General features: G+C 67.4%; 28 protein-coding genes. 8 read left to right on the top strand and 20 right to left on the bottom strand.

What is annotated here, in order from left to right:
- Positions 1-12: 12 nt before the first annotated feature.
- The 5 genes from G481_RS0115485 to G481_RS0115505 are packed head-to-tail and all read right to left on the bottom strand — an operon-like array spanning position 13 to position 6382.
- Positions 13-2070 carry a prohead protease/major capsid protein fusion protein gene (locus G481_RS0115485; RefSeq protein ID WP_028030844.1) on the bottom strand — a complete coding sequence of 686 codons (2058 nt, stop codon included), beginning with the start codon at positions 2068-2070 and terminating at the stop codon, positions 13-15.
- Positions 2071-2075: 5 nt separating this feature from the next.
- Positions 2076-3620 (bottom strand): phage portal protein, encoded by a 1545-nt coding sequence (locus tag G481_RS0115490; protein ID WP_028030845.1) that lies wholly within the window; start codon positions 3618-3620, stop codon positions 2076-2078.
- A complete protein-coding gene (locus G481_RS0115495; RefSeq protein ID WP_023851464.1) occupies positions 3620-3829 on the bottom strand; it encodes a phage head-tail joining protein in 210 nt (69 codons plus the stop codon). Before G481_RS0115495 ends, G481_RS0115490 begins: the two co-directional genes overlap by 1 nt.
- A 2-nt stretch (positions 3830-3831) precedes the next feature.
- Positions 3832-5838 (bottom strand): phage terminase large subunit family protein, encoded by a 2007-nt coding sequence (locus tag G481_RS0115500; RefSeq protein WP_028030846.1) that lies wholly within the window; start codon positions 5836-5838, stop codon positions 3832-3834.
- On the bottom strand, positions 5786-6382 hold the full coding sequence (locus tag G481_RS0115505) for a hypothetical protein (protein ID WP_028030847.1): 597 nt from the start codon (positions 6380-6382) through the stop codon (positions 5786-5788). Before G481_RS0115505 ends, G481_RS0115500 begins: the two co-directional genes overlap by 53 nt.
- Positions 6383-6493: 111 nt before the next feature.
- Between G481_RS0115505 and G481_RS0115510 the strand changes: the two genes are divergently transcribed.
- Together G481_RS0115510 and G481_RS0115515 are read left to right on the top strand one after the other, a co-directional pair.
- Positions 6494-6766: a hypothetical protein gene (locus G481_RS0115510; protein ID WP_028030848.1), complete on the top strand. Its 273-nt coding sequence runs from the start codon at positions 6494-6496 to the stop codon at positions 6764-6766.
- A gap of 94 nt (positions 6767-6860) precedes the next feature.
- Positions 6861-7379 (top strand): DUF3489 domain-containing protein, encoded by a 519-nt coding sequence (locus G481_RS0115515; protein ID WP_028030849.1) that lies wholly within the window; start codon positions 6861-6863, stop codon positions 7377-7379.
- 54 nt (positions 7380-7433) lie between these two features.
- Here the strand turns inward: G481_RS0115515 and G481_RS0115520 are convergent, their stop codons facing one another.
- Positions 7434-7706 (bottom strand): DUF7220 family protein, encoded by a 273-nt coding sequence (locus G481_RS0115520; protein ID WP_425402470.1) that lies wholly within the window; start codon positions 7704-7706, stop codon positions 7434-7436.
- A gap of 203 nt (positions 7707-7909) precedes the next feature.
- Here G481_RS0115520 and G481_RS0115525 point away from each other — a divergent pair, with 203 nt between their 5' ends.
- Positions 7910-8620 carry a hypothetical protein gene (locus tag G481_RS0115525; protein WP_154664637.1) on the top strand — a complete coding sequence of 237 codons (711 nt, stop codon included), beginning with the start codon at positions 7910-7912 and terminating at the stop codon, positions 8618-8620.
- Positions 8621-8832: 212 nt separating this feature from the next.
- Here G481_RS0115525 and G481_RS0115535 read toward each other — a convergent pair whose 3' ends face one another.
- The 13 genes from G481_RS0115535 to G481_RS0115595 all read right to left on the bottom strand — a co-directional run bounded on the left by G481_RS0115535 (position 8833) and on the right by G481_RS0115595 (position 19738).
- The gene (locus G481_RS0115535) at positions 8833-10149 is read right to left on the bottom strand and encodes a site-specific DNA-methyltransferase (RefSeq protein WP_028030853.1); all 1317 of its coding nucleotides are present in this window, start codon (positions 10147-10149) and stop codon (positions 8833-8835) included.
- 459 nt (positions 10150-10608) lie between these two features.
- Positions 10609-11037, bottom strand: coding sequence for a DUF6362 family protein (locus G481_RS0115540; RefSeq protein WP_028030854.1), 429 nt, complete (start codon positions 11035-11037; stop codon positions 10609-10611).
- Positions 11030-11230: a hypothetical protein gene (locus tag G481_RS0115545; protein WP_028030855.1), complete on the bottom strand. Its 201-nt coding sequence runs from the start codon at positions 11228-11230 to the stop codon at positions 11030-11032. The genes G481_RS0115540 and G481_RS0115545 overlap by 8 nt, the downstream gene beginning before the upstream one ends.
- Positions 11227-12129 (bottom strand): hypothetical protein, encoded by a 903-nt coding sequence (locus tag G481_RS26995; RefSeq protein ID WP_425402471.1) that lies wholly within the window; start codon positions 12127-12129, stop codon positions 11227-11229. Before G481_RS26995 ends, G481_RS0115545 begins: the two co-directional genes overlap by 4 nt.
- Positions 12130-12140: 11 nt before the next feature.
- On the bottom strand, positions 12141-14426 hold the full coding sequence (locus G481_RS0115555) for a PriCT-2 domain-containing protein (RefSeq protein WP_028030857.1): 2286 nt from the start codon (positions 14424-14426) through the stop codon (positions 12141-12143).
- Complete coding sequence (locus G481_RS0115560) at positions 14426-14650, bottom strand: DUF6511 domain-containing protein (protein WP_028030858.1); 225 nt, start codon at positions 14648-14650, stop codon at positions 14426-14428. Before G481_RS0115560 ends, G481_RS0115555 begins: the two co-directional genes overlap by 1 nt.
- Positions 14647-16386: a DEAD/DEAH box helicase gene (locus tag G481_RS24055; protein WP_084450975.1), complete on the bottom strand. Its 1740-nt coding sequence runs from the start codon at positions 16384-16386 to the stop codon at positions 14647-14649. Before G481_RS24055 ends, G481_RS0115560 begins: the two co-directional genes overlap by 4 nt.
- Positions 16380-17330 (bottom strand): PD-(D/E)XK nuclease family protein, encoded by a 951-nt coding sequence (locus tag G481_RS0115570; RefSeq protein WP_211235217.1) that lies wholly within the window; start codon positions 17328-17330, stop codon positions 16380-16382. The genes G481_RS24055 and G481_RS0115570 overlap by 7 nt, the downstream gene beginning before the upstream one ends.
- Positions 17324-17689: a hypothetical protein gene (locus G481_RS0115575; RefSeq protein ID WP_028030860.1), complete on the bottom strand. Its 366-nt coding sequence runs from the start codon at positions 17687-17689 to the stop codon at positions 17324-17326. The genes G481_RS0115570 and G481_RS0115575 overlap by 7 nt, the downstream gene beginning before the upstream one ends.
- A gap of 68 nt (positions 17690-17757) precedes the next feature.
- Positions 17758-18264 (bottom strand): DUF669 domain-containing protein, encoded by a 507-nt coding sequence (locus G481_RS0115580; RefSeq protein WP_028030861.1) that lies wholly within the window; start codon positions 18262-18264, stop codon positions 17758-17760.
- Positions 18265-18286: 22 nt separating this feature from the next.
- Positions 18287-19033: an ATP-binding protein gene (locus G481_RS0115585; RefSeq protein WP_028030862.1), complete on the bottom strand. Its 747-nt coding sequence runs from the start codon at positions 19031-19033 to the stop codon at positions 18287-18289.
- The gene (locus G481_RS0115590) at positions 19033-19518 is read right to left on the bottom strand and encodes a hypothetical protein (protein ID WP_028030863.1); all 486 of its coding nucleotides are present in this window, start codon (positions 19516-19518) and stop codon (positions 19033-19035) included. Before G481_RS0115590 ends, G481_RS0115585 begins: the two co-directional genes overlap by 1 nt.
- Positions 19519-19528: 10 nt before the next feature.
- Complete coding sequence (locus G481_RS0115595) at positions 19529-19738, bottom strand: helix-turn-helix transcriptional regulator (protein ID WP_028030864.1); 210 nt, start codon at positions 19736-19738, stop codon at positions 19529-19531.
- A 305-nt stretch (positions 19739-20043) separates the two neighbouring features.
- On the opposite strand from G481_RS0115595, the gene G481_RS0115600 reads away from it, so the two are divergent.
- The 5 genes from G481_RS0115600 (at position 20044) to G481_RS25995 (ending at position 24648) form a co-directional block, all read left to right on the top strand.
- Positions 20044-20292 carry an AbrB/MazE/SpoVT family DNA-binding domain-containing protein gene (locus G481_RS0115600; protein ID WP_028030865.1) on the top strand — a complete coding sequence of 83 codons (249 nt, stop codon included), beginning with the start codon at positions 20044-20046 and terminating at the stop codon, positions 20290-20292.
- On the top strand, positions 20289-20687 hold the full coding sequence (locus G481_RS0115605) for a type II toxin-antitoxin system VapC family toxin (protein WP_028030866.1): 399 nt from the start codon (positions 20289-20291) through the stop codon (positions 20685-20687). Before G481_RS0115600 ends, G481_RS0115605 begins: the two co-directional genes overlap by 4 nt.
- A gap of 381 nt (positions 20688-21068) precedes the next feature.
- A complete protein-coding gene (locus G481_RS24060; RefSeq protein ID WP_051294573.1) occupies positions 21069-23081 on the top strand; it encodes an ATP-binding protein in 2013 nt (670 codons plus the stop codon).
- A gap of 51 nt (positions 23082-23132) precedes the next feature.
- Complete coding sequence (locus tag G481_RS24065; RefSeq protein WP_051294574.1) at positions 23133-24074, top strand: helix-turn-helix transcriptional regulator; 942 nt, start codon at positions 23133-23135, stop codon at positions 24072-24074.
- Between the two features lie 214 nt (positions 24075-24288).
- The gene (locus tag G481_RS25995) at positions 24289-24648 is read left to right on the top strand and encodes a hypothetical protein (protein WP_161630532.1); all 360 of its coding nucleotides are present in this window, start codon (positions 24289-24291) and stop codon (positions 24646-24648) included.
- On the opposite strand, the gene G481_RS0115620 is transcribed toward G481_RS25995, so the two are convergent.
- On the bottom strand, positions 24609-24901 hold a 293-nt coding region (locus G481_RS0115620), incomplete at its 5' end, for a transposase (protein ID WP_028030867.1). The two genes, G481_RS25995 and G481_RS0115620, sit on opposite strands and share 40 nt — an antisense overlap.

Here is a 24901-nt window from a genome sequence, read left to right on the forward strand (position 1 = left end):
ATGGGTTGCTGGTTATGCGCCCGGGTTCTTGTAGAGGCCGCGCCAGTCGATGGCCTTGGCGCCGAAGTCGAGGCGGCACTTGATCTCGACGCCATCGACATCGAAGCCGTTGCGGGTCTCGATGTAGGCGCCCTGTTGCCCTTCGAGATAGGCGTACTCGATGGTATCGATCTGGTTCGGGCTGGCCGCCAGATACCAAGCGGTCTCGCTGGCGGCGTCGAGCCGGGGCTCGCTGATCGGCGCGAGGGTGCGGATCGATTGCGGCACCACGCTGGACGTCGCGGCGGGCACCAGGTTCTGCGCGACCAGCTGCTCGGCTTTCAGTTCCAGCGAGGCCGGCACGATCAGGAAGGCGGGGCGGACGTTCAGCACCGTCTTCTTGTCGAGGCCCGTCTGCTTGGCCATGGCCGCCCGCGCCGCACCCACGCTGCTCACGTCGAGCGCCGCGCCGGTGCCCGCGAGGTTCTTGTGCGTGGTGTGGAAGAGCGCGTTGCCGTCGGCCATGGCCGGGTTGGCGGTGATGATCCCCCAGACGACGTCCGACTCCAGCTGCGCGATGGAGTTGCCGTACATCGCCGGGATGCGGGTGAAGGCGTCGAGATCGTCGTTGATCAGCGTCTGGCGGGGGATCGCGACCACCCGGCCATAGGTCTTGACCTTGTAGCTCTCCTTGCTCTCGCCCAGCGTGCCGCGCTTGAACTCGCCGCTCTCGCCCACCTCCAGCAGCTGCGGCGCTTCGCCGAGCTGGACGCGATGCATGGCCTTGAAGTCGGTGGCGAGCACCTGGCGGCAGAACAGCATGAAGGTACGGGGATAGGCCTCGTAGGCCTGCCGCAGCGTCTTGTTGGTGACGGCCGAGAGGATCTCGGGGAAGTCCGAGGTCGAGTGCAGCGCCCGCGTCGCCACCTCGTCGCGCGACAGGCCGCGCGTGTTCACCCCGGAAAGCCCAAGGCTTTCGCGGGCCAGTTCCAGCAGCGTCATGCCGCGATACTGGCGCGCGGCATCCTCCAGCGGGAACAGCGTCGGGCTGTAGCGGTGCAGCAGCGCATTCGCCACGGCATCGCGACGGGTGATGCGCTCGTCCCGGCCGCCGAGCGGGACGGAGACATGGCTGAAGGTGCGGGTCTCGTCGGACTTCGCGGCGACCTGGTCGAGGATCAGGCGGCGGGACTCGTCCACGCTGACGCCGCGCTTGACCAGGTCCTCGGCGAAGCCGCGCTCGAGGTTCAGGCGGCCCGCGAGATCGTAGATCGTGGAGACGCGGTCGCGCTCCGCCTCGCGGGCGCGGGTGGCGACCGCCTCGGTGTCGGGCGCGGGAGTGGCCTGCGTCTTAGGCTGGCTGCGCGTCTCGCTGGCGGCGACCTTCGGGTCGGGCGCAGCCGGTTTCGGCTCGGTCATGGGGGTGTCCTCGGTATCATTCGGCTCGGTCGGCTGGGTGGTGGCGGGGGTCGCGGCGTCGAGCGCCGGGGTTTCGGTCTTATCCATCATCGGGATCGGTCCTTTCGTGGTGGAAGGGGCGTCCCGGCGGTGAAGGACGCAGTCGTGAAGGGGATGCTGGGCCCGGAAACCGGCGGCGGGGTCGGCGCCGACGGCGACCGCGGAGACCTCGAACGGCGTCCAGTCCACCGCGCGCCAGAGTTCGCGGGCGGCCTCGGGCTTCGAGACCTCGAAGCGGTGGACCTGGTAGCCGATCGAGACCGCGCGGATGTGCCCGGCCTGGATGTCGCGCCAGATCGGCTCGACATCGGCGCGCTCGCTGATCCGCACCAGCGCGATGCCGCGTCCGTTCTCGATCCGCGCCGAGCCCGGTACGACCGAGCCGATCACCGCGTCGAGCGTGTCGAGCTCATGCACCTTCAGGAAGGGCGCGCCCGCGTTCAGCCGGTCGAGCCGGACATGGGCGGGATCGAGGCTCAGTTCCTCGTCATAGGGCTCGCCGAAGAAAGTGGCGCGGCGGACGCGGGCCCCGGCCGACCAGACCACCTCGACGGTGCGGCTGTCGGCATCGGCCGTGTTCGGCGCAAGCTCCGCCGACCGGCGCATGGCCGGCAGTTCGATCATCGTGTCCATGAAGGTCAGTCCTGTTGGTCGGCCTGCGCCGGGTCGGTTTCATCCGCTTCGGCGGACGGGTCATCGGCATCCGGATCGGCGGCCGGATCGCTGGTCTGCGCGCTGCCGGTCTTGGTGACGCGCCGCGGATCGCTGTCGAGCACCAGCCCCAGCGCGTCGAGCTTGGCATTGGTCGCGGCGATCTCGGCCAGCACGGCGTCGGGGTTGCGGCCCTGTTTCGCGATCACCTCGGCGAGCGTCATGGTGCCCGACCGGATCGACAGCAGGTTCGCCATGGCGTCCTTCTGCGGATCGACCGCCTCGAACTTCGGCGGCGACCATTCGACCGGCACATTGGGCGACGGGATCTGGCCCGCCGCCCATGCGGCTTCCGTGAACCACCGCCAGACGGGTGCGCAGAACATCGGGATGAACAGTTGCCATTGGACGGCGTCGATCTGGCGGCGGAATTCCACCAGCCCCGCCCGGATCGAGGAATAGTTCACCTGAGATAGGTCCCCGGTCAGCAGTTCATAGGGCACCCGGAACCCGGCCGAGATCGTGTGCAGGCTGGCCCGCTTGTATTCGCCGTAGCCGCCGGTGGCCGACGGCTGGTTGAACCGGATGTCCTTGCCGCCGCGTGCATAGGCGATCAGTCCCGGCTCGAACTGCTCGACCCGGTTGCCGTCGGCGTCGACCACCGAGGGCGCGATGCCCTGCTGCGCTTCGTCGTCGCCGAAGACGATGGCGGTGACGCAGGCCTCGGTCTTCTTGCGGACCAGTTCGGCCACTTCGTAGTCGTCGAGATCGCGCAAGCTGCGGATCACCGGCGCGCCCCAGGGAACGCCGCGCGCCTGCGTGCGCTGCTTCTCGTAGACGTGGGCGATCTCGGTCGCCGGGACCGGGCGGCTCTGCAGGCCGTTCTGCAAGGCCCCGTAGGCGTCGCCCGGGTGAGCGGCATGGAGCCAGTAGGCCCGGCGCTTGCCGACCGGGTCGAACTCGATCCCCTGCACGAGGCGACCTGCGCCGAGGGCGCCGGATTTGGTGGCGTCGAGGAAGTCGGCCTCGAGCACTTGCAATTGCAGCGGCACCGCAAGGCCGTCGCTCACACGCCGGAGCCTGCGGCGCACCAGGACCTCGCCCGCCTCGACCATCTCCCGGCAGATCAGCGTCTGCAGACCGTAGAAGTCGAGCTGTCCGTCGGCGTCGCACTCCGCCGTCCAGCGTTCGAAGAGCGCATCGACCTTTCGGTCTAGCGTGTCGTCGCCGCTGGCGGCGCGCGGCATGATCCCTGCGCCGATGATGTTGTTGACCAGCACCGCCACGGCCTTGGCCGCATGCGGGTTGTTGCGCACCAGATCGCGCATCCGGTCGCGCAGCAGCGCCCCGGCCACGCCGATCTCGGTATCGGCCGAGGATCCCGGCGCGCGCCACCCGTCCGTCCGCCGTCCACGTGCGGCGCCGTCATACCCCCGCGTCAGGGTCTCGAACGCCTGTCGCGCCAGCACGCGGCGCGCCGCCATGCGCGGGGCAGCGAACGCGATGGCGTGATCGAACCAGGTCGCCGACATCACCGGTCCCCGCGCGAGAAGCCCGCCAGCCCGGCCACCGGCAACGGTCGGCTGACGCCCGCTATGGCGCGCTCGATGGTGCGGATGCGGGCGAGCAGGTCTTCGGCCGAGCCGTAATCGACGGATTTGCCGTCATAGCTGACCCGGGTCGTGCCGCTGGCATAGGCCCGGCGCAGCGCCGAGAGCTCGGTTTCCGTCCAGTCGGTCATGTTCAGAACCATCCCTCCCGCCGCCCGAGCCAGTCGGAGCGGCGCTTGCCCTGCGGGGCCTGTCCCGGCCGGTTGATCTGCCCGGCGGGATCGGTGTCGGTGGGGGCGGCCCCGAGCTGATCCTCGAGGTCACGCCATTTCTCGTCGGGCCAGCGGTCCGCACCCGCGATCCAGGCGGCGGCGCGGGCATATACCCGGCAGTCCAGCGCCTCGTTGCGCTCGCGCAGCTTCTGCCATTCCAGCCGGGCGAAACCGCGCTTCGTGCGCACCGTCACCAGCTGTTCGGCCACGAACTGCTTCAGCCATTCGTTCTCGACCCAGTGCGGCAGGTGGACCGAGCCGGGCGGGAATGCCGCCCCGTCGGCCATCTCCTCCTCGGTCGGCCGCGCCAACCGCAGGAAGCGGTAGGTCTCGGCCTTGAAGGTCGACACCGCCACGGTCCAGAGCCGCGCGCCGCGCCGCAGGCGTTTGCCGCCCTCGGTCGCATCGACGAAGGTCGGACCCGACACCGGGCTCGAGCGGTTGAACCCCTCAACGCCCTTGACTGGCGATACCTGCCCAAACCCCTGCGCCCGCGACCAGGAATAGACGGCCGGGGCCTCGTAGCCGGTGTCGATGGCGAGCCGCGCGATCCTGAGATGCGCGCCGCGCTCGTGGGGCCAGCTTTGGTCCAGCAGCGCGGTCAGCTCCGACCAGGCGTCGTGCCGGTCCGGTCCGCCCTCGATCACGACGTGATCGACGAGCCAGCTTTCGAGCCCGCGTCCCCAGGCCCAGACGTCGACCTCGATGCGATCCTTCTGCACATCGGCCCCGGCGGTCAGGAACAGCCCGCCCGCTGGCACCGTGCCGGACGTCCAGCGCTCGCGCCGGTCGTAGAGCCGCTGCCAGTCCGGGGCTTCCCCGGTCTCGACCCATGTCTCGCCGAGGATCGTGTTGCGGAACGCCTTGATCGCCTCGTCCGACCCCTGTGCCGCGTCCCAAGCCCGCACGATCCGCTCCCAGCTCAGCCAGCCGATCGGCGAATAGAGTGCGGAGAGGTGATACCCGACCGTGCTCGGATCGGCGGCCGTGGCGGTCGCCCGCCATTCGCCGCCCTCCAGCATCGCCGTCTTGTGGTGCTCCGCGATGGGCTGCTCGCAGCCTTCGCAGTGATATTCCGCCGTCTCGGGGCGGCCCTTCTGCCAGCGCAGCCGGTCGAACTTCAGCCACTGCATCGCGCCGCAATGCGGGCACGGCACGAAGAACCGCCGCTGGTCGCTGGCCTCGTATTCCCGTTCGATCCGGCTTAGCCCCCGGATCGTGGGCGTCGAGACCAGCAGCACCTTGCGCCGGTGGGCGAATGTCAGCGACCGGGCCTCGGCCAGCGTGACCGGATCGCCTTCCTCGTCGGCGGACGCCGGATAGGCGTCGACCTCGTCGAGGAAGATGTACCGCGCCGGGGTGGACCGCAGCCCGACCGCCGAGTTCGCGCCGGTCATGATCAGGATGCCGCCCGCGAATTCCTTCGACAACATCGTGTTGCCCGCATCGCGCGACCGGGCCGGTTTGACGCGGTCCCGCAGCTCCGGGCTCTCGTCGATCAGCGGATCGATCCGCTGTCGCGAGTTGCGCTTGGCCAGCTCCACCGTCGGCTGGACCGCCAGCATCGGCCCCGGCGCCTGGTGGATGGCGAACCCGATCCAGTTATTACCGGCTTCCGTCGCGCCGACCTGAGCAGCCTTCATGAACACGACCCGCTGGGTGGGATCCCCGGGCGACAGCCGGTCCATGATCTCGCGCATGTAGGGCGTGCGCACCGTCCGATACCGCCCCGGTTCAGCCGAGGCGCGGCCCGAGAGCATCCGGTGCCGGTCCGCCCATTCCGAAACGGTTAGGTCCGGGTCGGGCCGCAGCCCGTTGCCCCACGACCGCAGGATCTCGCCCGCGCCGTCGAAGTCCGTCAGGCCATCGCCGCTCTCACCGGAAGTCGGGCCGGACCTCGGCGAGTTCGTCGAGGTGGGCGCGTACATGTTTCTCCAGGACCTTCTGCATCGCGGCTGGCTCCACGGTGATCTGCTGACCTGTCGCGTCGCTGCACGAGGCCGACAGCTCAGCCGCCATCAGCGCCGCCGCGCGCGCGGGCCAGTTCACCCATGCGTCCCGTTCCTCCCGCGCCAGCCGGAACACCAGCGCCAGCGCGCGGGCCCGCTCGATCAACTCCCCCTTCAGCTTCTGGAGCCGGATGCGCCGTTCCTGTGCCTTCAGCACCTCGTTCGCCGTCTTGGCCTGCAGGAAGGTCGTGCCGCCCCCGACGGCGGGGACCGCCAGTCCCTGTTCGCGCAGCGTGTCGCCGACAGCGGCCACCGCCGCCTCGGGGACTGGCTTCAGCTTCGGCGCTGGCGGCTTGCGGGTTTTCGACGGGTCCGTCGTCTCGGCACGCCGGGCATCGCTGGCAGCCGCGTTGATGCTGCCGTCGGGATAGAGAACCAGCCGTTCGGCGGTCTTCGCTTTCTGGATCGCGCCCCGCGACAGCCCGACATGCGCGGCGTACTGGCGCTCGCTCATGCCCTGCATCGAAAGCTCCGATTATCATTCAGAATCAAGCGCTTATAGAGTTGATAAGCCTCGCGGACAGAGGGAACGTGTCTCCAGAAGGACGATGCAACTCACTACGGAGCCACCACGATGACCACCCGCCTGAACCCGATCACCACCCCGCGCCACGAACTCCGCGCCGAGAAGGCGCGCCGGAACAAGGAAGCCGCGCTGAACGCCTTCATCGGCAAGAAGGCCGAGATCGACCAGATGCTCGCCCGCCTGCAGGCGCTCAGCGACGACCATTTCAACTGCGCCCCCGACGAGGCGGGCTGGGCCATGGTTGGCACTCTCGAACACTACGCCAGCCTCCTGAAGCGCATCACCGACAGCGCCTTCGGCGAAGGCGAACACGCCCGCTGATCTCCGGCACCGCCGGAACTCCCGCCGCGCGCCCTGCGCGGCTCGGGGTCGTAGAAGGCGCCGCATGTCGCGGGCCCGAATACGGAGACCCCAGATGACCCAGATTCAGCTTTCCGACGCCCAAGCCGTCATCCTGTCCACCGCCTGCGCGCGCGAGGACGGGGCAGTCTTCCCCGTCACCGCCAGCCTCAAGGGCGGCGCCGTCGGCAACGTCTGCAAGAGCCTCCTGAAGCAGGGCCTGATCGAGGAAATCGCCCCGACGGATCTCAACACGGTCTGGCGGCACGACGAAGAGCGCGGCCCGATCACGCTGCGCGCCACCCCGCTGGCCTACAGCACCCTCGGCATCACGGACGAGCAGGATGAGACGCCGCCGGCAGAAACGCCGACCGCCTCGGTCCAGCGCCGGAAGGGCACCAAGCAGGAGACCCTGATCGAGATGCTCCGCGCCGAGGGCGGCGCGACCATCGACGAGATCGTCGAAGCCACGGGATGGCAAGCTCACACAGTGAGAGGCGCCATGTCCGGCGCGCTCAAGAAGAAGCTGGGCCTGACGATCACCTCCGAGAAGATCGAGGGGCGCGGCAGGGTTTACGTGATCGCCGACGACTGACGCTGCACTACACGACGGTCCCGATGCCGCCGTCCCGCAGGGGGCGGCGGTATCTCATCGTGCCCCGCGCGCCCGGATCGCCTCGAACAGCCGCCGCAGGGCGAAGGAGCGCGCGATGCTCACCACGGTGAACACCGCGCCCATCTTCAAGTTCTGCGCCAGCGTCGTGTGCAGCCCGAAGACCGGGAAGATCAGGATCTGTGTCACGACCGCGACGCCGTAGCCCACGGCGACGTTGGCGATGGCCTCCACTAGCGACATGGCTCGAGATTGACGTGACGCCGAGCGGGCAGCGGGTTCGGAAATAGGCCCAAGGCCTGCCCTCATGTTCACTTTTCGCACCCCATAGCGCAGCGTGACGGCATTTTCTGATGGATTGCGCCATCAGCAGACAGAAAACGAAGCGCTTCCCCGCCGCACTTCGGAAATCGGAAGGCCGGGCCTTGACAACATCGAAGCCCGGGCGCATATAGGGTTCGCCAGACGAAGTCATGTGGCATCAAACTTCGAAAATCTTGGAGGATCGGCCTGTGAAGTGGTTTGAAGAGCACAAGGAGCTTATGGCGGGTTCGGATGACGAAGCGCCCGGCAGCTCATACCGCGCAATCGCAAAGATCGCCGATGAGGCCCTTGGAGGGCAGGAGATGATCCAGTTCGTTCGGGAGGGCTTTCTCAGCCAGAAGGCTTTCGGCGAGTTTCTGGGTGTTGGCGAGTCCACCGTCGCCGGCTGGATGAAGAGCGGTTCATTTCCGGACTATGCCAAGCGCGCCACGTTGGCTGCCTACTACTCCAACAAGTATTTTCGGCAGCTCAAGGACGCCAAGCGCGACGCTACTCGTCCCAAGGTGGTCAAGGATGGCGACCGCTACTCGATCGTGCGGTTCAAGGTTGATGAAGCCGGCGTGACCATTGGCGAGGTTCTGGCTCGGGATATCCCGACGAAGAAGGCAGCCTTGGTGTTTGCTGGCGGTATTCGCGCCTGGGAACTCTTGGGTGAAACCGAGCATCTGATCGATCATGAGCTCGAATCCATGGATCCGGAGGACAGTGCGTGGATTCAGGAGCTTAAGGATGAGATCGGCTTGGAACGCGCTCGCACCTTCGCTCACGACAAGCTTCTTGAACTCGAGCGCGAGCGCAAGGAAGCGACCAAGAACCTGGACCTGGACGATCTCCTGTCGATCGAACCGACCAAGAAGGCTGGTGATATCGTAGAGGACGAGGAGGACGGCGATGTCTAAGTACAAGCGTGAATGCCTTCGTCTTTGCGAACAGGCCGGGCTTGACGTTGCGTGCGTCGAACACCGCAGCCGCCACCTCGCCATGCACACCACGAAGGGTCTTCTGATCTTTCCTAGTACGCCGAGCGATTATCGCTGGCGCATGAACATGCGGGCCCAGGCGCGCCGGCTTGCGCGGAGCTGACTATTCATCTGGCAGCGCCGGTAGACGTCTAGCCGTCTGCTCGCGCTGTTCCTAACCGCTCGGCCTTCACCTCGGCGAAGGTCCGTCCGTCACCATCGAGGATCGCAGCGATCCCGGTCTCGGCCTGCCAACGTTCCACGGCGACATCGACGTAGGCCGGGCTGATCTCCATCGCGAAGACGCGGCGGCCGTTGGCTTCGCCCGCCATGATCTGCGAGCCGGACCCCGAGAACGGCTCGTAGCAAAGCCCACCGCGCGCGACGTGCTGACGCATCGGGATGCCGAAGGCGTCAAGCGGTTTCGGCGTCGGGTGGTCGGGTCGGTCGTCCTTGGCGAAGGACGGCATCTCCCAGGTGGAAGGCAGCGTCTGCTCGGCCACCTTCGGCGGGCGGTTTGGGCGGCGCCAGCCCATGAAGCAGGGCTCGTGCTTCCAGAGGTAATGCGACCGGGTCAGCACGCCCCGGTCCTTCACCCAGATGATCTGCTGATGAACGAAGGCGCCCGCCTTTTCCCAGCAGGCCTCCAGCATCGCCTGGCGGCGCGAGGCGTGCCAGCAGTACCAGGCGGCGTCCTCGGTGATGGCCTCGGCCACGGCGGCGGCGATGAAACCGTCGTAGAGCTCCGCACCCTGAGAACTGTCGTCCCAGGTCGTGCCGTAGGACGCAGACCAATCCTTGTTGCGCGTCGGGTGGTTCGAGCCGTCGTAGTCGACGAGGTATGGCGGGTCGGTCGCGAACAGGATCGCCCGCTCGCCGTTCATCAGGCGGCGCACATCGGCAGCGCTGGTGCTGTCGCCGCAGAGCAGCCGGTGGTCGCCGAGGATCCAGAGATCGCCGGTCCGCGAGGCCGGGTTACGCGGCGGTTCGGGGATGGTCACCGGCGGCACGGAGCCTCCGGCGCCACCTTCTTCACCGTCCCCCTCCGGCACGAAGGCCAAGAGCTTGTCCAACTCGCCGTCAGAAAAGCCGACCAGCGACAGATCGAAATCCTCGGCCAGCAGGTCGTTCAGTTCCGCCGACAGCAGCGCCTCGTCCCAGGTGCCGAGTTCGGTCAGCTTGTTGTCCGCGATGCGGTACGCCCGCCGTTGCGCCTCGGCGAGGTGACCCAGCACGATCACCGGCGCCTCGGTCAATCCCAGCTGCGTCGCGGCCAGGACCCGGCCGTGGCCCGCGATCAGTTCGCCGTCTTCTGCGACGAGACAGGGCACTGTCCAGCCGAACTCGGCCATGCTGGCGGCGATCTTCGCGACCTGGTCGGCGCCATGCGCCTTCGCGTTCTTCGCGTAGGGCTGGAGGCGCGACAGCGGCCACATCTCGATCGCCTCCGGGGCAAAGCTCAGCGTCATGGCAGGCAAGGTCCCTCGGTCGGGTGGATGCCGGTGCTTTCCGGACTCCGGATGCCGGGCCGGACTCCACACGGGGTCCAGCGGCTACCAGCGGTGTCCGCTCGGAAGGCCAGCGTTCATTGGTGTTTGCGCGGCGCGCGGGTGGCTCCGGCTTTCGGGTGGCTTCCCAAAAATCCGGCCCTGTCGCTGGCGATATCCCGCGCTTCGCCCGCCAGCATACGAATGTCGCGCAGAAGGAACCGCGAAGTCGGCTGAGGGGTTTGGCGGGGACGGACAGCGGCCCGCAAGGAAAGGATCAGCGCCTTTCCTTTTCCAACAGACCTGCCAACGAAAGGATGGTTTCGTTCGGGACCGCGCCGCGCGCGCCTCTCCCGAGCTTATCCCGAACCTAGCCCCTGAACCGGTTTTCTGTCCCGTCGAAAACTGTCCGCCGCACACCTTCCCCTCTGTGGCGCAGAGTTACGCGCCACCGGCCAGCTCGATTACCTTCCGCCTCGACAGGTTGCGATTGAACCGACGCCGGTTGAGCTTCAGCGAGATGACGCAGAGCCCGTAAAGCCAGTGCTGGTTGGCGGCCGAGCGTTGCAGTCCGACCGTCCAGCAGATGGTCTTCCACCGCTCGCCATGGGCGCGCATCCAGACGATCTTGCCATCAACGGGGTCGAGGCAGGCGGTCCAGGTCAGCGTCTCCTCCATCCGGCTGATCGCCTGCGGCGAGGGCAGCACCCGCATGGGCTTCGGCTCCTGGCCCACCTTGTCGGCGAAGCTGTGGACGATCTCGGGCCATGTGCTGAAGTAGCCCTGCCGTCGCGGCTCGGGCAGGCGCTTGAGCACGAAGGCCGCCTCAGCGAGACGGGCCTCGACGAGGGACGGGGTCCACTTATCCATGGCGCCCTCCCTCGTCGGAGGGGCGCGGCCCGTAGAGCTTTTCGCCCAGCTGTCGGACGAGTTCCCGCTCCGGCCAGGTCAGACGCGCGTCCTCGAGCGAGACGGCGAGCAGGCCCTGCTCGCGCCAGCCTTCGCGTTTCACCTGGTCCGGATCCCGGCGATGGCCGCCGTAGCCCTTGGGGTGCCACCTCATGCGACACCCCCGTTCGTGTCGATCGCCCAGAGCAGGAGCCCGATGGCGTCGGCCTCGTTGTCGTCGGCGGGGCTGAAGCCGCGCGCCCGCGCGGACGCGATCATCGCCTCCTTCGGCGCGTTGCCCTTGCCCGTGGCGTGGCGCTTGATCGTGCCGACAGGGACGCCGGCATAGGGCACGCCCCGCAGTTCCGCCCATGACGTGAGCGTGGCCATCAGCCCGCCATAGACATGGGCCGCATCGGTTCCGGCGTGGCGGCGCACCTCTTCGAACCAGATCGCGGCGACCGGCCCCGAGAGGCGATCGATCTCGGTGAGCCAGTTGGTGAAGCGCAGGTAGCGCATGCCGCCGCCGTCATAGCGGCCGGGCCTGAAGCTCGCAGTTCCGCTGGTGAGCAGCCCGTCCGGCGCGCGCAATGCCCAGCCGGTGCTGGTGCCGAGATCCAGCGCGAGAATGCAGCGGTTGAGACTGCCGGCAGCCGTGAGAGGCACCGGGGCGATGTGTGGGGAGCGGTCCATGACGACTTCCTCTTCGAGTGAGAGGCCGGGGCGGCACGGCTGCCTGGTGAGGGCAGCACGCGCGCCCGGGCCGGGATCGCGAGGTCTGGTCAGGGTCAGGTTGTCGTTGCCGGGAGCGCCCGGCGCTTCCTTCAATGGCTTCACCCCGTCCGCTTGAAGGAAGTGGGGACGCAAGCCATTGGCAGAATGAGGATAAATCTCTTCTTTCAATATTTCAGTTACTTCATGGGGTATGTGTGTGGCGTCGCTCCCCATCCACGCGCGCGACGGTCTCTGCGTGAAATATTGAAAGAAGTCCGCCGCGCCGGATTTCCGTTCCAGGACGTAGGCTTGGGCGGGTACTTCCTTCAAATGAAGGATGGAGGCCGTTGAAGGAAGCATCGTCCCGGCCCTCACCGCAGCGCCCGGAAGCGCATGGCCTTCCGACCCCCGGTCTCCTGCTCCACCGTGACGATGTCACCGCTCTCGACCAGCGTGAGCAGGATGTCATCGCGGTCGCGCGCCCGGAGCCATTGCGAGGCGCGGGTCAGCTCGGACTTGGTGACGCCTGCCGACCCGGCCTTGCGGATGATCTCGCGCACCCGCTTCAGATGCGCCTCGGTCTCGGTGTCGGCGACATGGCGCTCGACGGCGTCGATGGTGCGCCGGGCGAAATGGCGCACGAAATTGATCGCCCAGACAGCATCCTCGAGCCGGATGACGGGATGGACCGCATCCCGCCCCACGGCCAGGACGAGCGCGACCTTGGCCGCGTTTTCTGCGATCCGGGCGAGGATTGGCGTCTGAAATGTGCCGGCCGCGGCCCTGAGCTCGGCGGTGATCTCGTCGCGGAGCGCGTCGAAGCGACGCTGCGCCTCGTCGTCCATCGGCACGGTCATCGGATCGACAGCGGTCTCGGGGCCGGAGGTCCGGCCGGCGAGGTTGCCGCTGGCCCGGCCCCCGCCTTCAGCGAGGCGCTGCAGCCCCTCGATCAGCGGCCGGGGCGATCTTCGGAGCCCGGCGCTACGGTTCTCGTCCGGATAGTCCTCCTCACTCGGCAGGATGATGAGCCGGGCAAGCGAGCCGTCCACCACGTTGGCGCCCTGCAGCGCCCCCCAAAAATGCAGTGGCGTCGTCGTGCCGTAGACGCAGAGGCAGGGCTGCACGATGTCGCGCCGCTCGTTTGAGCCGTCCCGGTTGGCGTATTCCGCGCCGAGGAAGATCCCGCTGGCCGCAGTGTAGAGCTCGGTCATGTTGTCGAGGATCTCAGTGATGTGGCGCGGGCTGCGCTTGCGGTCGGCAGCCGCCGAGAGGAACATCCCGAACTCGTCGATCTGGAACAGGATCGCCGGCTGACGGTGGAGCGCGGTCAGGAGCCCCGCGCCCGAGGCGATCTTGTTGCCGCCCAGGTGGTGCGCCAGCCCCGCCGCGAAGAACAGCTCGTTGACGACCTCGCGGGCGTGGTTCTTGCCCGACCCGCTGTCCGCGATGCCGACGATGTAGAGGTTCGTGCGCAGGTCGGTCGTCGTGCGGTAGCGACGCCCCATCAGCGCGCCGAGGGCGCAGAGGCTCGCGCCCACCGCGAGAAGCGGCTGCGGTCTGCGCGCCGTGTCGATCATGTAGCGCGCGAGATCGCCCACGAGCCCGCCTGGGATCGTCAGCGTGAAGGACGGCACAGGCGCGAGGATCGGCATCGGGGCTTCGGGCTGGGCGAGCCGCGCGAGGAGGCCGGCTGCGGGATGCTCGTCGCCCGCGCAAACCTTCTGACTGCCGTCAAGCAGGAGGTCGGGGTCGGGACGCCAGCCCCTTTCCATGGCGAGGTGATAGATCGTGCCGGCGCCGATCCGCGCGGGCTTGAAGCTCGCCCAAGCCTTCGCCGTCGCGGCCGGCTCGTTCTTGGCCGCCTGCGCCGACCAGTCGGCGAAGAGCGTCGCGCCCTCCTCGCCCAGCGCGCCCTTCAGCGCCATGCCGATGCGCATCCAGCTGTCGTAGTCGAGCTCGGCGTTCGGCAACCACGCGAGCGCGCTCCGGATCGCGGCCAGCGTGCCGGCCTGTGCGTGGGCCGGCAGACACGGATGCCCGGCCCCGTTTGCGCCCTTCGCGCCGAGGTTCTTCGGGCGCATCTGGGGCGGGATCAGCGCCAGCGCCTCGTCGAGAAAAGCCGCAGCCCGGTCGGCGTCGATTTCGGGCAGGCTCTCGATGTCGAGATCAGCGAGCCCCTCGTCCGGCCAGGCATAGGGCTGGCCGGTGTCGGGGTGCTCGGCATAGGCCACGAACTGCTGTCCGAGGCAGAGCATCTCGAGCGGCGCGCGCCGGATCCCGGCGAAGGGCTCTCGCGTGCGATAGACCAGCAGCCGCTTCGGCGGCTTTCCGATCCTGAGCGCCGGCGTATCGCCCAGCTGTTCGCGGGCGAGACGCTCGATGCGGAGCGCCAGGTCGCCATCCTCGGCGATGTCGATGTCGAGTGCTGCGACCGCACCGCCGACGATCCCGACGCCGCAGTCGGGCCAGCTGGACCAGGTCGCGACCTCGAGCTCGGTCGTGGCGCGGCTCGCATGCCGATTCCACTGCGGGTAGTCGTGCCAGCCCGCGCGGGCGAATTGGCCGGGTTTCTTGGTGCCGGGCGCGATCGGCAGGATGGCGTAGCCGTTGGTCACGAGGCGCGCGCCGACGCGCGCCATCCACGAGGTGTCCGCCATCAGAAGGGCACCTCCGGGATCATGCCGTCGAGTCGTGCACGGTCCTTCGCCGCCAGGTCACGCAGGTGGTCGCAGTAGCCGGTGACGATCACCTCGACGAAGGTGTCCCACTCCTCCTCGCTGAGTTGGGCGAGATCAGTCCGGCCGAGGCTGTCGAGATAGGCGCCGCCGGCCTTTCCGCCCTCGACCATGGCCGCCGTCTCATTGGGGGTCGGATCGATCATGCCCGACCTCCGGTGGCAGATGTCCTGGCAAACCCGGCTGCAGAGGTCTCTGCGGCTCGTATCGCGCCGCGGGTCGGAGACGCGGAAGCGGGCGTCGAACCAGCCCCAGCCGCGGGGCTCTCGATGGCAGACGGCGCAGAGCCCGGCACGGCTGTAAGGCATGGGGCGAACCTGTAGGCGGTGATTTCGGTGAAGCGGCCCGCGGGGCGGACGGCGATCTCGGTGGGGCGGCGCAGCCGGTCCGCCAGGATGAGGGCCTCATCGACGGACGCGGGCACGTCCAGCTCGGGCGCCCGCTCGCGCCACCAGCTCGCGGCCTTCCGGCGCGGATAGCCGTCGTGCTCGAAGCAGACCCATTCCGTGTGGAAGGCGAGACCGCAGCGGTAGGTGACCTTGAGCGAGACCCGCCCGCCGCGCTTCTCATGGCGGCTGTAGGTGACGTCGGTGACGCCGACCCATTGCGGCTTGCCGGTCGACAGCACCTCCAGCGTCGAGGCGGTCGGCTCGAGCTTCACCTCGCGACCCGGGAACTCGAAGCCGCAGCCGGGGCATTCGAGCGCGGCGATGGCCACGATGGTCCCGCATTCGGGGCAGATCTTGGTGGGCGGCGGCCCGTCGCCCGGACCGCCCGGCCGCTTCGGCCGCACCAGATCGATGGGGCCATGCCGACGGACATTCCCCGCGAAATCGAGAACGAGGCAGTTCTCCTTGCCCTCGGCGAGCCGTGTGCCCCGACCGGCCATCTGGACGTAGAGCCCGGCCGACTTGGTGGGCCGCAGCATGGCGATCAGGTCCACGGCCGGCGCGTTGAAGCCCGTCGTCAGCACGCCCATCGAGGCCAGCGCCCTGATCTCGCCGCGCTTGAAGGCGGCGATGATCCGGTCGCGCTCGTCCTTCGGGGTCTTGCCGAAGATGGTGGCGCAGCTCACCTCGCGGCGGCGGAACTCCTCGGCGACATGGGTGGCGTGGCGCACGCCGGAACAGAAGGCGAGCCAGGACCGGCGCGTCTCGCCATGGGCGAACACCTCGGCCACGGCCGCGCGCGTGATGGCGTCGTGGTCGACCGCGTCCTCGAGGTCGCGCGCGATGAACTCGCCGCCGCGCGATCCCACGCCCGTCACGTCGAGCCGGGTCTTCGTCTGCTTGGAGATGAGCGGGGAGAGATAACCCTGATCGATCAGGTCGCGGACGGACACCTCGTAGGCGATGTCGGTGAAGAGCGCGTTCTCGCCCTCGTGCAGCATGCCGCTGTCGAGCCGGAAGGGCGTCGCCGTCAGACCGATCACCTTGAGCGCGGGGTTGATCGCCTGCAGGTCATTGAGAAAGCGGCGATACATGGTGTTCGACCGCCCGGGGATCAGATGGGCCTCGTCGATCAGCACCAGATCGGCATGGCCGATGCGCGTCGCCTTGTCATGGATCGACTGGATGCCGGCGAAGAGGATCCGGGCCCGCGCGTCGCGGCGGCCGAGCCCGGCCGAGTAGATGCCCGCCGGCGCCTCGGGCCAGAGCCCCAGCATCTCGGCATGGTTCTGCGCGATCAGCTCGCGGACATGGGTGAGGACAAGCACGCGCTGGTCGGGCCAGGCCTTGAGCACGCCGTCGATGAAGGCGGCCATGACGAGGCTCTTGCCGCCGGCCGTGGGGATCACGACGAGCGGGTTGCCGCTCTCCTTCTCGAAATAGCCGTAGATCGAGGTGATCGCGGCCTGCTGGTAGGGGCGCAAGGTCAGCATGCGGCGGCCTCCTCTTCGCGGGCGTCGTTGGTCCAGGCCGAGCCGTCGCGCATGCGGTAGGAGACGAAGTCCTCGCCTGAGTCGCTCACCTCGCCGGGGACGAGATCGGGGATGAACAGGTGCCGGGGGCACGCGCGGCGCTGGTCGGCAGGGTCGAGCAACCGGTCGTGGCGCGCGCAGTGCCAGCCGCCTTCGATGGGCGTGGAATGCAGGCAGGTCCGGCAGGTGACGGTCGCGGCGTCCTCGCCGTGGCAGAGCCCGTGGTGGTCGCAGAACCGGCACTCGAACCAGGCGGGATCCGCGCTGATCCGCTCGGGCGGATGCTGGGCGAAGATGATCCGCCGCGCCTTTTCCAGCAGGCGCTCGCCCATCTCGGGGTCGGCCGGGACGCGCTCGATGTGCAGCGCGTCGGTGTCCTTGCAGACCGCGACGTACAGCGCCCGCGTGATGCCGGTCAGGTGCATGTACACCTGCATCTGCGCGGCGTGCTGGGGCTTGGCGAGCACGACGCCCTTGGCGATCAGCTCGGCGAAGCTCTTCGCGGAATGCGTCTTGAACTCGACGACGTGCCAGGTCTTCGGCGCTTCCAGCAGGCCGAGTGCAACGGCGTCGAGCGAGCCGCCGAAGTGACCGCCATGGGCCTCGACGCGGAACTGCCGCCCGGTCTCGGGATCGACCTCCAGCACCGTGGCGCCGGTGGCGCGCAGATCGCGGACGAGCCGGGACTCCTCCAGCTGGCCGGTCTCGAACAGCCGCAGGATGCGGCCGGTGTGCCGCGCGGGCGTCGCCCAACGGAAATCATACCAGAGCGCGCGGGCGCAGGACTTGCCGATCAGCGAGGCGCCGAGGTGGTCGCGAAAGCCGTCGCCCTGCTGCGCCTCGAACGAGGCGTAGATCGCGGACAGGGTCGGCGTCGGGGGTTCGGGGAGCTCGGCCATCAGCATGCCTCATCCCGCTCGAGCCGCGCCCGCGCCTCCGCCAGCACCGCGGTCCAGGCGGCGCTGTCATGGCGTTCGCGCAGAACGGCGACGATCATGTCCTTCAGCCGTTCGCGCCGGCGGCGGCCGCCCTGACGGGCGACGATCTCGGCGCGCTCGCGATTGAGATGGCGCAGCGCCGTGCGCGCGCGGTGAAACCAGTCGGGGTCGATCGGCTTGGCCGTCCGCTGCCGCGCCAGATCCGCGGTCGCGATCTGCGTGCGGATCTTCGCGATGGCGTCCTCGATCTCGATCAGGCGCCGGGTGTCGTCGGGCAAGCCGGGGGCGTTCGCGGCCACGCAGGCCGCGTCGGTGATGTTGGTCATGGTCGGTCTCTCGGGTCTGGCGATGTCCTGGCCGCAAGCCGAGTCTCAGCCTGCGGCGGCCGAGGGCGTCAGCTCTTGCGGTTCCAGGGTGCGGTGGCCGGGCGGGCGGGCGCCGACTGCGCGGGCGCGCTAGCCGGCTGCGCGGCGGCGGGCTTCGGCGGGGTCGCCTGCGCCGGGGCCTCCGGCACCAGGTAGCGGATCGTGTTACGCTCGCCGTAGCCGTCCTTCGGGGGCTTCACGCCGACCTGGATCGTCATCGGGATCAGGTGCAGCTCCTCGCTGTCGTTCACCTGCAGTTTGCCCGTGGCGTGGCAGATCGCCGACAGCGTGCGCTGCGCGATCTCGACCGTGGTCGGGTTGGCGTTCACCAGGTTCAGCTGGTCGAAGACCTTGCGGCCCTGCTGCGGCCCCTCGAGGATGTCGAGCATCAGCCAGAGATACTTCCCCATGCCGTTCTTCGTGACGCGCATCTCGCTCTCGACGATCTGGGCGCGGTACTTGCCCGCGGGCAGGATCTCGTAGGCGGTGGTGGGCTCGATGCCGGCGGCGTCAAAGGCGGTGTCGAAACGTGCCATCGTGCTGTCCTTTCAGTCGTAATCAGGCGGATTGGGGCATGGCGGCCAGGAACTCCGACCACTCGAGCGGGAGCGTTTCCGGCAGGCCGTAGCGGTTCTTGGCGAGGAAGGCGGGGCGCTCCTCGGTGTGCATCACGCGCGCGCCGGACCCGAGCGCCCGGGTCACCTTCTTGTTGAAGCCGACGTCGGACTTGCTGACCGAGATCCGGTAGTTGGCGAAGAGCACCACGTCCGAGTGCTCCTGCAGCAGCGCGGAGGCGCGGGCCTGCAGCTTGATCACGTACCGGTCGTAGGGTTCGTGCTCGGGGCTGTCGAAGCGCTTGATGTCGGTGTGGGCGATCTGGATGACCGCCATGCCCTTGCGGTCGCGGAGCGCGTTCAGCCTGTCGATGTATTCGCGCCAGATGTTCAGCGCCTCGGCGTAGCCCTTGCCGAAGCCGGGGCTTTCGATCGACTGCCAGCCGTTGCGCCGGCAGGCCTCGGCCCAGATCAGCGGCTCCAGCCAGTCCACGCTGTCGACGACCACCGTCGAATAGGGGTGGTCCTCGTCGAGCAGGGCGTCGAGCGCCTCGGCGACCTCCGCGTAGCTCGTCGCCAGCGGGAAATGCGGCACCTGGAGCTTGCCGAGACCGTCCTCGGTGAGGACGAACACCGGCGCGTCGGCGGACGCGGCGAAGGTGGATTTGCCGATGCCGGCGACGCCGTGGATCAGCACGCGCGGCGGGCTCAGCACCGTCGAGGTGCGCAGGGATGCGAGCGAGATGGCCATCAGCGCACCTCCTCGCCGAGCAGCAGCCGGAACTTGGGCTTGGCCGTCCGGACCGTGCGCGCGGGCTCGAACTCCTGGCGGATGTCCGTGGGCCAGGCGGTGTACTTCCGCTCGGGGACGCTGAACGCGATGTCGACGTACTCGGTGGGATCGGCGCCATCGGCCCGGATGCGCTCGACCAGACCGGCGAGCATCGCCTGGTCCCAGTCGACGCGCTTGGGCAGCTCCGCGACCACCGTGACCGGGCCGTCCTGCAGCCTGACCGTACCGGTGTCCTTGCCCTCCGCGCGGCGCGCCTCCAGCGCGTCGTCGCCGTACTTCAGCGCGATGGCCCCGACGATCCAGTCGTAAAGGGTCTTGGCGGCGCGCAGCCGCTCACAGGCTTCGTCTTCAGCGAGCGCCAGTTGCTCACCGGAAAGGGCAATGATCTCGTCGATCGACATGGAGGACAGATCGTCGAGGGGGATGCGGTTGGGGATCGTCATGGCCACCCCCTCACGCCAGCTTCACGGTGGGCTTGTCGGCCGTGCTCGAGCAGTGCCGGTTGGCCTCGTAGGCCTCGACATCCTCGAGCCGGTACACGACACGGCCGCCGATCTTGATGAAGGCGGGGCCCTCACCGGTCCAACGCCAGCGCTCCAGCGTGCGCGGGCTTATCTTCCATCGAGCTGCCAGCTCGGCCTGGTTGAGATGCGTGACAGACATCCGAAACCTCATTGAGTTGTCCGTTGTGTCAATCGGCAGCCAATCGTGACCCCCTATCGGCATCCAAAAATGACCCCCTTGGAGCGCCCGGGTAGCTGGCCCGATGCGGTGTAGCCCTCACACAGCGCAGCCGTATCGGGCCAGCGGGTTCTCGGTCATTCACGGGTCTTGAAGCGCCAACTCTCGTTGCCGGTTTTGACGATGTCGCAGTGATGGGTGAGGGCGCGTCGTGTGGGTTTGGTTCATTGCGGGAGGTGCGTGGCTCGACTATAGTAAGGAAATGTTCTGAAACGTAAGGATTCGACATGCACGAATCGACAGTGACCTCGAAAGGTCAGACAACACTGCCACGCGATATACGGGCGGTCCTGGGGCTGCATCCGGGTGATCGGGTGCGGTATGTGATCCTGAACGGTGAGGTGCGGCTGTTGAAATCGCGACCGGTCAACGATCTGGAGGGCCTGCTGCGTCGGCGGGGGTCTGATCCTGTCACGCTCGCGACGATGGAGGAGGTCACTGCCGAAGCAGGAGCGGACGAGGGGCGTGGGGTGTGATCGCCATTGACACCAATGTGCTGGTCCGGTTCCTGACACAGGACGATCCGAAGCAAGGTGCCGCAGCATCCCGCCTGTTTGCTGAGCTGACCATCGAAAGCCCTGGCTTTATCTGCCGGGAGGTCGTGGTTGAACTGGTTTGGGTGCTGGAGCGCGCCTATCGCTATAGCCGCGCCGAGATTGCTGCTGCGCTGGAGGGGCTTCTGTCTGCGGCCGAACTGGAACTGGAAGCGAGCGATGATATCGGCACGGCGTTATATGCCTATCGCGACCAGGGCTTCGGTTTCGCCGATCTGATGATTGCAGCGGCGGCACGGCGCATAGGAGCGCGGCATCTGGTGACTTTCGATCAGAAGGCAGCCCGGCTTCCGGGTGTGGAACTGCTTGGAGCCTGATGGGAGGGCAGAGGGTTGCTGCCGCGCAATCCCGGACTGGATCCGGCGGAGCAGTGCGCGTAGCTGATTTTCGTGGTGCTATTGCGGCTCAACGGGTTCGTGTGGAGCGGGATGGAATGGTTGTCCGGGCCATCGCGAAATAGTGTTCAAATCCTGCCCCCGCAACCAAAAAATCACGTAAGATCAAAGACTTCATAGCCGAGCATAACGCTCGGCTTTTGTCGTTTGCTGTTTACATCAACGCTACATCAACACGACACCAGAAAAACCGCAACGGCGCGCATAAGCCCGCATTGGCAGGCATCACCGGGCTTCGCCGTTCGATACGTCCGTTTCTGACGTGCGCGTACTGCATCCTCTCTTCATCAACGGAGAGAGAAGATGACCACGGAAAAACATCTCGCACTCGAACTCGTCGCGGTCCTCGCCGATCGCTTCGGCCCCGGCAGCAAGGTGGCCAAGGAGGTGCCGGGCTGGATCGAATACCTGACCGACGTCGAATGCCCGGAACGGCCGCGAACCCGGCCAGGGGCGGCCTGGTGGGGGAGAGTACGCGGTCTTCTGGAGGAGCTGCGTGGCGGTGATGATCCACGCGAGGAAAACCTCGTCCGGATCAACGCGGCGCGCCTCGGGCAGCACTTCGGCCTGACCGACGTGGAGGCGCGGATCCTCGAGTTCTTCGCCAGCTATCGCAGCTTCGACATGTTCGAGCATGTGGTCGACCGGGCACTCCAGACGCAGGACGTGACGCTGCCGTTCCTGATCGCCCAGTTCGCCGGTGCCGATCACACTGCCGTCCGTGCGGCGCTTCGGCCAGATGGTCGGCTGCGGACTTCGGGGCTCTTGCAGAACGACGGGCGCAACTGGTCGCGCCAGTCGATCCCCTACACGGTATCGGATCGCCTCGCCGGTGCGCTGATGGCCGACTTCGGCAACATCGAAGAACTCGTCGCGCTCCTGTTCCCGCCCGCACCGCCGCCCGAAGCGGAATGGGGCGACTTCACGGGGCTGGGCGACAGTGCAGCCATCATGCGCAAGCTCCTGCAGAAGGCCCTCGCCGAGGGTACGCGCGGGGTGAACATCCTGCTCTACGGGCCGCCGGGGACGGGCAAGACCGAATTCTGCAAGGTTCTGGCCCGTGAACTTGGCGCCAGCCTGCGCGCGGTCGGCGAGGCGGACGACAGCGGCGAAGAACCGTCGCGGGGCGAGCGACTGGCCGAACTGGGCATCGCGGGTCGGATGCTGGCGTCGAGGCGTGACACCGTCCTGCTGCTGGATGAAATGGAAGATTTGTTTGGAGGTCGGCCCGTTCTTCCCTTCTTCCGGCCGGAGCGGACGTCGAAAGTCTTTGCCAACCGGCTCCTGGAAACCAATCCGGTCCCGACCCTCTGGACGACCAATTCGATCGAGACCTGCGATCCGGCCTTTCTGCGCAGGATGGCCTTCTCGGCCGAGATGCGCCCGCCCGCAGGGCCAATCCGCAAACGGATCTGGCAGCGCCTGGCGGATCGGCATGTGGCAATCGAAGATGCCGCGGCGATCACGTCGCTCGCGGAATCCCACGATCAGCCACCGGCGCTGGTGGCAGACGCGATGCGGGTCGCGCGGGCCTGCGGCGGCGGGATCGACACCTTCGAGCAGGTTCTCGGGGCGTCGGCCAAGGTGACCAATGGCGGTGTCGCGCCGCCGCCCCGCCACCACTCCAAGGCCCCGTGGGTTCCGGCACTGGCCAACACCGATACCAGCCTGACCCTGCTGGAAGCGCGGCTGGCCACGACACCCAAACCGCTGCGGCTGTCCTTCTGCCTCGACGGCCCGGCCGGGACGGGCAAGAGCGCATGGGCGCGTCACCTCGCGCGGCAACTGGGCCTACCGGTCATCGAGAAGCGGGCCTCGGACTTGCTGTCGATGTGGGTCGGCGGCACCGAAAAGGCGATTGCCCGCGCCTTTGCGGATGCTCGGGCCGAGGGGGCGCTACTGATCTTCGACGAGGCCGACAGCCTGCTTGCCGACCGGCGCAACGCTTTCCGTCAGTGGGAGGTGAGCCAGGTCAACGAGATGCTGACCTGGATGGAGAGCCATCCGCTCCCCTTCGTCTGCACCACCAACCTGGCGGAACACCTCGACCCGGCCACGCAGCGGCGCTTCACCTTCCGCATCCGGTTCGACTGGCTGCGCCCGGATCAGCTGCCGCTTGCCTGGGCCGCGCATTTCGCGGCGCCGGTTCCGACAGGCGTCGCGGCGCTGGAGCGTCTGGCCCCGGGCGACTTCGCCAATGTCGCCCGCCGGATCCGTGCCCTTGGTCAGGACGACACCGCGACGATCCTGACCGAACTGCGGCGCGAGTCCGCGGCGAAGGAAGGCGCTGCCCGGCCCATCGGCTTTGGCCGTTGACCGAGCGCGTTCGCAGCGGCCAAAGTCGCAGCGAGGGGCAAAGGAGGCATCATGCGCTATTCCCGTCAGGAGGATCTGCTGCGGCTGGCCGTGATGATGCAGGGCTCGGCCGAAGGCGTGTCGATCGCCGACATCGAACAGACCTTCGGCGTCTCCCGGCGCACGGCCGAGCGGATGCGCGACGCCGTGCTGCGCGCCTTTCCCCAACTTGAGGAGCGTCCGGGCCTGAACGGCCAGAAATACTGGCGCTTTCCAACCGGCACGCTGGGAAAGATGGTGGAACCCACCGTCGACGAACTGACAGCCGGGCACCGCGCCGCCAGCATCGCGCGGCGCGAGGGCGACCTCGACACCGCAGAAACGCTGGCAGGCCTGCTGTCCAAGGTGCAGGCGATGTTTCGAGAGGACCGCCGCCGTCGCATCGCTGCCGATCTCGAAGCGCAACTGATGGCGGATGGCGTCGCCTTCCGCCCCGGCCCGCGCGAACGCATCGATCCCGAAATCCTGCGCAAGCTGCGCAATGCCATCCTTGCCGGGGTGATGATCTCGGCCGACCATCGTGCCCGTGGTTCCGGCAAGCTCTCGCGCAACACACGCCTTGGCCCCATTGCCATGCTGTTCGGTGAAGGGCGGCAATATCTGCTGGCCTGGAGCGAATACCAGGACGACCTGCGCCTGTTCGCGCTGGCCGGGTTCGAGCGGATCGACCTCGAGGACGAGGTGTTCGAGCGCCCCGAGGACTTCGATCTGCAGGACTGGCTGGCCGAAAGCTTTGGCATCTGGCGCGAAGAGCCGCAGGACGTCGAATGGCGCTTTCTGCCCGAAGTCGCGGACGAGGCCGCGAGTTATGTGTTCCATCCGCGGCAGGAAACCGAGCGCCTTTCGGACGGATCGCTGGTCGTGCGGTTCCGCGCCGGAGGACGGCAGGAAATGGCTTGGTATCTGGCGAGGTGGGGGGATAACGTCGAGGTGAAGTCAGCAATTCTGTCCTGATCCACTGTTGGGACGTTGATCGGCTAAGCGGAGTATTTGCATGCCCTACCCAATTGCAGCGTTGATATCATGGCGTCCGTTCTATCAGAGTGCTGACGAGCCATTTTTCACACGACAAAATTATGAGGGAATCTCTCACGATTTTCAGAATTTCCTGAGGTCCGGATCGAGGAATGGTTTCTTCTATGGATATGTCCCTTTCATGGCAGTCAACATGAGCATCGAACGTCTTGCCGATGTCCGTGAGGACTATGCCGACGCTGAAAGTATCGAGGGTGTCACGGTCTATTGGCTCGCGCGTCGCCCTGCGGATAACGCTCTCTGCCTTGTCGGGTGGTACGAAAACGCAGAGGCGTTCCGCTATGCACAGCAAGGGCCAATGCGGCTCATGGGGAATCCAGAGGTCTGGTATCGGTTTCGGGCTCGGCAGGCTCTTCTGTTGGCGGAGGATCAACGACCGGTACTAAACCTCCAGGAACGGGAGTGTCTGAAATTCTGTGTATCTGATCTGGCCCATGCGGTTTTCAGATACGTTCAGGCGTCGAAGCGCCCGGCGAACATTATGGCCAGCTGATTGCGGGCCGCAACCCATTCCCGGACCGCGCGGCCACCCTTTTCGAAGTTGCGGATGGCGAGGAAGATCAGCTTGGTTGCGGCCTCCTCGGTCGGGAAGGAGCCCTTGGTCTTCAGCGTCTTCCGCAGCACTCGGTTCAGCGACTCCACGGCGTTGGTGGTATAGATGATCTTCCGGATCGCGGCGGTGAAGGCATAGAACGGGATCACCTCGGCCCAGGCGCGGCGCCAGGCCGGGGCGATGGAGGGGTACT

The organism is Gemmobacter nectariphilus DSM 15620 (genome assembly GCF_000429765.1).
In the GTDB taxonomy this organism is placed as follows: domain Bacteria; phylum Pseudomonadota; class Alphaproteobacteria; order Rhodobacterales; family Rhodobacteraceae; genus Wagnerdoeblera; species Wagnerdoeblera nectariphila.

What these genes read in the sequence shown, in the direction of transcription:
- G481_RS0115535 (WP_028030853.1), bottom strand. Translation starts at nt 10,149, where the DNA reads ATGACGCTGAGCTTTGCCCCGGAGGCGATCGAGATGTGGCCGCTGTCG.
- G481_RS0115570 (WP_211235217.1), bottom strand. Translation starts at nt 17,330, where the DNA reads ATGCTGATGGCCGAGCTCCCCGAACCCCCGACGCCGACCCTGTCCGCG.
- G481_RS0115495 (WP_023851464.1), bottom strand. Translation starts at nt 3,829, where the DNA reads ATGACCGACTGGACGGAAACCGAGCTCTCGGCGCTGCGCCGGGCCTAT.
- G481_RS24055 (WP_084450975.1), bottom strand. Translation starts at nt 16,386, where the DNA reads ATGCTGACCTTGCGCCCCTACCAGCAGGCCGCGATCACCTCGATCTAC.
- G481_RS0115585 (WP_028030862.1), bottom strand. Translation starts at nt 19,033, where the DNA reads ATGGCCATCTCGCTCGCATCCCTGCGCACCTCGACGGTGCTGAGCCCG.
- G481_RS0115580 (WP_028030861.1), bottom strand. Translation starts at nt 18,264, where the DNA reads ATGGCACGTTTCGACACCGCCTTTGACGCCGCCGGCATCGAGCCCACC.
- G481_RS0115490 (WP_028030845.1), bottom strand. Translation starts at nt 3,620, where the DNA reads ATGTCGGCGACCTGGTTCGATCACGCCATCGCGTTCGCTGCCCCGCGC.
- G481_RS25995 (WP_161630532.1), top strand. Translation starts at nt 24,289, where the DNA reads ATGAGCATCGAACGTCTTGCCGATGTCCGTGAGGACTATGCCGACGCT.
- G481_RS0115545 (WP_028030855.1), bottom strand. Translation starts at nt 11,230, where the DNA reads ATGAGGTGGCACCCCAAGGGCTACGGCGGCCATCGCCGGGATCCGGAC.
- G481_RS0115555 (WP_028030857.1), bottom strand. Translation starts at nt 14,426, where the DNA reads ATGGCGGACACCTCGTGGATGGCGCGCGTCGGCGCGCGCCTCGTGACC.
- G481_RS0115510 (WP_028030848.1), top strand. Translation starts at nt 6,494, where the DNA reads ATGACCACCCGCCTGAACCCGATCACCACCCCGCGCCACGAACTCCGC.
- G481_RS0115500 (WP_028030846.1), bottom strand. Translation starts at nt 5,838, where the DNA reads ATGTACGCGCCCACCTCGACGAACTCGCCGAGGTCCGGCCCGACTTCC.
- G481_RS0115540 (WP_028030854.1), bottom strand. Translation starts at nt 11,037, where the DNA reads ATGGATAAGTGGACCCCGTCCCTCGTCGAGGCCCGTCTCGCTGAGGCG.
- G481_RS0115485 (WP_028030844.1), bottom strand. Translation starts at nt 2,070, where the DNA reads ATGGACACGATGATCGAACTGCCGGCCATGCGCCGGTCGGCGGAGCTT.
- G481_RS0115575 (WP_028030860.1), bottom strand. Translation starts at nt 17,689, where the DNA reads ATGACCAACATCACCGACGCGGCCTGCGTGGCCGCGAACGCCCCCGGC.
- G481_RS0115595 (WP_028030864.1), bottom strand. Translation starts at nt 19,738, where the DNA reads ATGTCTGTCACGCATCTCAACCAGGCCGAGCTGGCAGCTCGATGGAAG.
- G481_RS0115560 (WP_028030858.1), bottom strand. Translation starts at nt 14,650, where the DNA reads ATGATCGATCCGACCCCCAATGAGACGGCGGCCATGGTCGAGGGCGGA.
- G481_RS0115600 (WP_028030865.1), top strand. Translation starts at nt 20,044, where the DNA reads ATGCACGAATCGACAGTGACCTCGAAAGGTCAGACAACACTGCCACGC.
- G481_RS0115520 (WP_425402470.1), bottom strand. Translation starts at nt 7,706, where the DNA reads ATGAGGGCAGGCCTTGGGCCTATTTCCGAACCCGCTGCCCGCTCGGCG.
- G481_RS24060 (WP_051294573.1), top strand. Translation starts at nt 21,069, where the DNA reads ATGACCACGGAAAAACATCTCGCACTCGAACTCGTCGCGGTCCTCGCC.
- G481_RS0115505 (WP_028030847.1), bottom strand. Translation starts at nt 6,382, where the DNA reads ATGCAGGGCATGAGCGAGCGCCAGTACGCCGCGCATGTCGGGCTGTCG.
- G481_RS0115515 (WP_028030849.1), top strand. Translation starts at nt 6,861, where the DNA reads ATGACCCAGATTCAGCTTTCCGACGCCCAAGCCGTCATCCTGTCCACC.
- G481_RS0115590 (WP_028030863.1), bottom strand. Translation starts at nt 19,518, where the DNA reads ATGACGATCCCCAACCGCATCCCCCTCGACGATCTGTCCTCCATGTCG.
- G481_RS26995 (WP_425402471.1), bottom strand. Translation starts at nt 12,129, where the DNA reads ATGCTTCCTTCAACGGCCTCCATCCTTCATTTGAAGGAAGTACCCGCC.
- G481_RS24065 (WP_051294574.1), top strand. Translation starts at nt 23,133, where the DNA reads ATGCGCTATTCCCGTCAGGAGGATCTGCTGCGGCTGGCCGTGATGATG.